Raw genomic sequence first — 3,759 nt, 5'->3', positions numbered from 1 at the left:
GCGCAGTGGACGGCGACGCGGGCGGCGCAACCGTCGCCGGGCGGCTCGCGGCGGTGCCCGCCGGTGCCGGAGCGGCGCCGGGCTTGGCCGCGGCATTCGCTGCGTTGTCCGCGGCGCCGACCGCTGGGTGGTTCGCGGCGGGCGCCGCGCCTGCGGCCTGCGCCATCGCCGGCTGGGTGTCGAAGGGCTCGCTCGGCGCCGGCGCGGGCGGCAACGACAGCAGCACCAGCACTTCGCGGCCACGGTCCAACTGCGCGGCCGGCCGCACTTCGCCGACCAGGAAGGCGCGGCTGTCGTCGGGCTTGAGCGCGGTGATGGTGCCGACCGGAAAACCCGGCGGGAATCGCCCGCCCAGGCCCGAGGTCACCAGCACGTCGCCCTCGCGCACGTCGCTGGACAGCGGCACGCTGCGCAGGGTCAGGTGGTCGCTGCGGCCTTCGCCGTACACCACCAGGCGCACGCCGTTGCGCGCCACCGCCACCGGCACCGCGTGCGACGGGTCGGTGATCAGCAGCACGCTGGCGTGCATCGCGGTGATGCCGGTGATCTGGCCGAGCAGGCCGCCGGCGTCGATCACGCTCTGGCCGACCCGGATGCGGTCGCGGCTGCCGGCGTCGAGCACCAGCCGTTGCTTGCTCGGGTCGAGATCGATGTCGAGGATCGGCGCCAGCACCACGTCCAGGTTGCCGCGCTCGGCCGCTTCCAGCAGGCCGCGCAGGCGCTGGTTGTCGGCGGCGACCGACTGCAGCCGCGCCATCCGCGCCTGGTTGACCAAGGCCTCGTGGCGCAGGCGGCGATTCTCTTCGGTCAGCCGGCTCAGGGTGCCGGCGTCGTCGCTGACCCGTTCGATCAGGCGTCCGGGCATGCCGGCCACCGCCCACAACGGCGCCACCGCGGTGGCGACCTGCTTGCGCGCCTGGCTGAGCCAGCCGCCGCGGTGGTCGAGCACGATCAGCACCAGCGCCAACGCCAGATACGCCAGCAGGCGCAGCGTGTCGGCGACTTCGCCGCTACGGGCTGCGGTGGAGGGACCGGCGTAGGGGGGCATTGAGGCCGGGAGTCGTGATTCGGGATTGGGGATTGGAAAAGCGCGAACGCAGCGAGTGACCGCTGCGCGCGCTTGCCGGACTGCGGGTGACGCTAGGCGGGCGCGTCGAAGACGCGGGAGGCGAGAACCGGGCGCTGTTCCGATCCCGAATCCCGAATCCCAAATCCCGGCTTATTCCGGAGCGAAAAACTCGTTGCCGTGCATGTCGACCAGCTCCAGCGCGCGGCCGCCGCCGCGGGCGACGCAGGTCAGCGGGTCGTCGGCGACCTGCACGTGCAGGCCGGTTTCCTCGCTGATCAGGCGGTCCAGGTCGCGCAGCAGGGCGCCGCCGCCGGTCAGGACGATGCCGCGCTCGGCGACGTCGGCGCACAGTTCCGGCGGGGTCTGCTCCAGCGCCAGCTTGATCGCCGAGACGATGCCCGACAGCGGCTCGCGCAGGGCTTCGAGCACCTCGTTGGAGTTGATCGTGACCATCTTCGGCACGCCTTCGGCGAGGTTGCGGCCGGAGATTTCGATGGTGCTGGCGCGCTCCTGCGGGTAGGCGCAGCCGATCTCGAGCTTGATCCGCTCGGCGGTGGCTTCGCCGATCAGGGTGCCGTAGGTGCGGCGCACGTAGTTGATGATCGACTCGTCGAAGCGGTCGCCGCCGATGCGCACCGAGGCCGAGTAGACGATGCCGTTGAGCGCGATCACCGCCACCTCGGTGGTGCCGCCGCCGACGTCGACCACCATCGAGCCGCGCGCCTCGGTCACCGGCATGCCGGCGCCGATCGCCGCGGCCATCGGTTCCTCGATCAGGTAGACCTCGCGCGCGCCGGCCTCCTCGGCCGATTCCTTGATCGCGCGGCGCTCGACCTGGGTCGAGCCGCAAGGCACGCACACCAGCACCCGCGGGCTGGGGCGCAGGAAGCGCGACTTGTGCACCTTGCGGATGAAATGCTTGAGCATTTCCTCGGTGTAAGTGAAGTCGGCGATGACGCCGTCCTTCATCGGCCGGATCGTGGTGATGTGGCCCGGGGTCCGGCCGAGCATCTGCTTGGCCTCGCCGCCGACCGCCGCCACCGTACGGTTGCCGCCGATCATCCGGTCCTGGCGCACCGCGACCACGGACGGCTCATTCAGCACGATCCCCTGGCCGCGGACGTAAATGAGGGTGTTGGCCGTGCCCAGGTCGATGGACAGGTCATTGGAAAACATGCCGCGAAACTTCTTGAACATCGGGGGATTGGGCCGTCAAAAGTAAGGGCGAAGCGGGGCCGTTAGCCTAGCAATCGCCCCCCCTGCGAGCAAGGAAAATCAACGGTTTCACGGCTGCCCGGCTGTTCAGGAGCGGCGCCCGCCCCCTGGGGATAACCCTGGGTCGGCGGGTCCGGAATCGCCCCCTCGCCGGGTCGCCGCCCACCCGGTTCCGGCCCGGCCGACCCGGCCCCGGCGGTCTCCGCGCCGGAGGCCGGAAAACCGCCCGGCCGCCCGCGACCATCCCCCCGCGTACGCAAAAACTGGCCGCGCGCCGCTTCAGCCGCTACCCTACGCCGCCGGGCGGTCTATCGACCGCCCGCTTTTGCGTCGCGACTTCAAAAAATTTTCGGGGTGAACATGTCTGCGCTGATCTGCGGCTCGCTGGCCTACGACACCATCATGGTGTTTCCGGACCAGTTCAAGAACCACATCCTGCCGGACAAGGTCCACATCCTGAACGTCTCGTTCCTGGTCCCGCGCATGCGCCGCGAGTTCGGCGGCTGCGCCGGCAACATCGCCTACAACCTCAAGCTGCTCGGCGGCGATCCGATCCCGATGGCCACCGTCGGCCAGGACTTCGGCCCGTACCGCGAGTGGTTCGACGAACAGAAGATCCGCCTCGACCACGTCAAGGAGATCCCGGAGCTGTTCACGCCGCAGGCGTTCATCACCACCGACCACGACAACAACCAGATCACCGCCTTCCATCCGGGCGCGATGATGCGCTCCTACGAAAACCACGTGCGCGACGTGAAGGGCGTGAGCTTCGGCATCGTCAGCCCCGACGGCCGCGAAGGCATGTTGCAGAACGCGGTGGAGTTCGCCGACGCCGGCATCCCCTTCATCTTCGATCCGGGCCAGGCCATGCCGTTGTTCAACGGCGAAGAGCTGCGCGCCTTCATCGAGCAGGCCGACTACGTCACCGTCAACGACTACGAGTCCAACCTGCTGCAGGAGCGCACCGGCTGGAGCGAGAACGACATCGTCCAGCGGGTCAAGGCCTATATCACCACCCGCGGCCCGCACGGCTCGCAGATCCACACGCTCGGCAAGACCTACGACATCCCGCCGGCGCACGAGCGCCGCGTGACCGATCCGACCGGCTGCGGCGACGCCTTCCGCGCCGGCCTGATCTTCGGCATCGAGAAGGGCTACGACTGGATGACCGTCGGCCGCATGGGCAATCTGATGGGCGCGTTGAAGGTCGAACACCCCGGCACTCAGAACCAGCGCTTCGACTACGAAGAATTCGCCGAACAGTTCAAGCAACAGTTCGGGTATGCGCTTTAAGCCGGGGTGGGAAATTCGCGATTGGGGATTGGTTTGAGGCGGATGCCGGCGGACTGAATCCGCGTTCCGCTGCCCCACCCGCATCGCACGTCGATCGAAAAATCCCGGCCCCGGCCGGGATTTTTTTCGCCTGCATTCTCGCCGCGACTAACGCCCCATTGTAGGAGCGGCGTAAGCCGCGA

3 protein-coding genes are annotated in these 3,759 nt (G+C 69.0%); 1 reads left to right on the top strand and 2 read right to left on the bottom strand.

Annotated features, from left to right (window positions below; all coding sequences use genetic code 11):
• Window positions 1–1,048, bottom strand: a 1,048-nt coding sequence (mreC, locus tag TX83_RS20055) for a rod shape-determining protein MreC (protein ID WP_064749757.1), incomplete at its 3' end; no start/stop codon positions are given.
• Window positions 1,049–1,219: 171 nt separating this feature from the next.
• Window positions 1,220–2,266, bottom strand: a complete 1,047-nt coding sequence (locus tag TX83_RS20050; RefSeq protein WP_064749756.1) for a rod shape-determining protein — start codon at window positions 2,264–2,266, stop codon at window positions 1,220–1,222.
• Window positions 2,267–2,644: 378 nt separating this feature from the next.
• On the opposite strand from TX83_RS20050, the gene TX83_RS20045 reads away from it, so the two are divergent.
• Window positions 2,645–3,577, top strand: a complete 933-nt coding sequence (locus tag TX83_RS20045) for a carbohydrate kinase family protein (protein ID WP_064749755.1) — start codon at window positions 2,645–2,647, stop codon at window positions 3,575–3,577.
• Window positions 3,578–3,759 lie beyond the last annotated feature (182 nt).

It is taken from the genome of Lysobacter antibioticus HS124, from assembly GCF_000336385.2.
In the GTDB taxonomy this organism is placed as follows: Bacteria; Pseudomonadota; Gammaproteobacteria; order Xanthomonadales; family Xanthomonadaceae; genus Lysobacter; species Lysobacter firmicutimachus.
The sequence above is the reverse complement of the archived record's forward strand: the minus strand, read 5'-3'. Positions and strand labels throughout refer to the sequence as shown.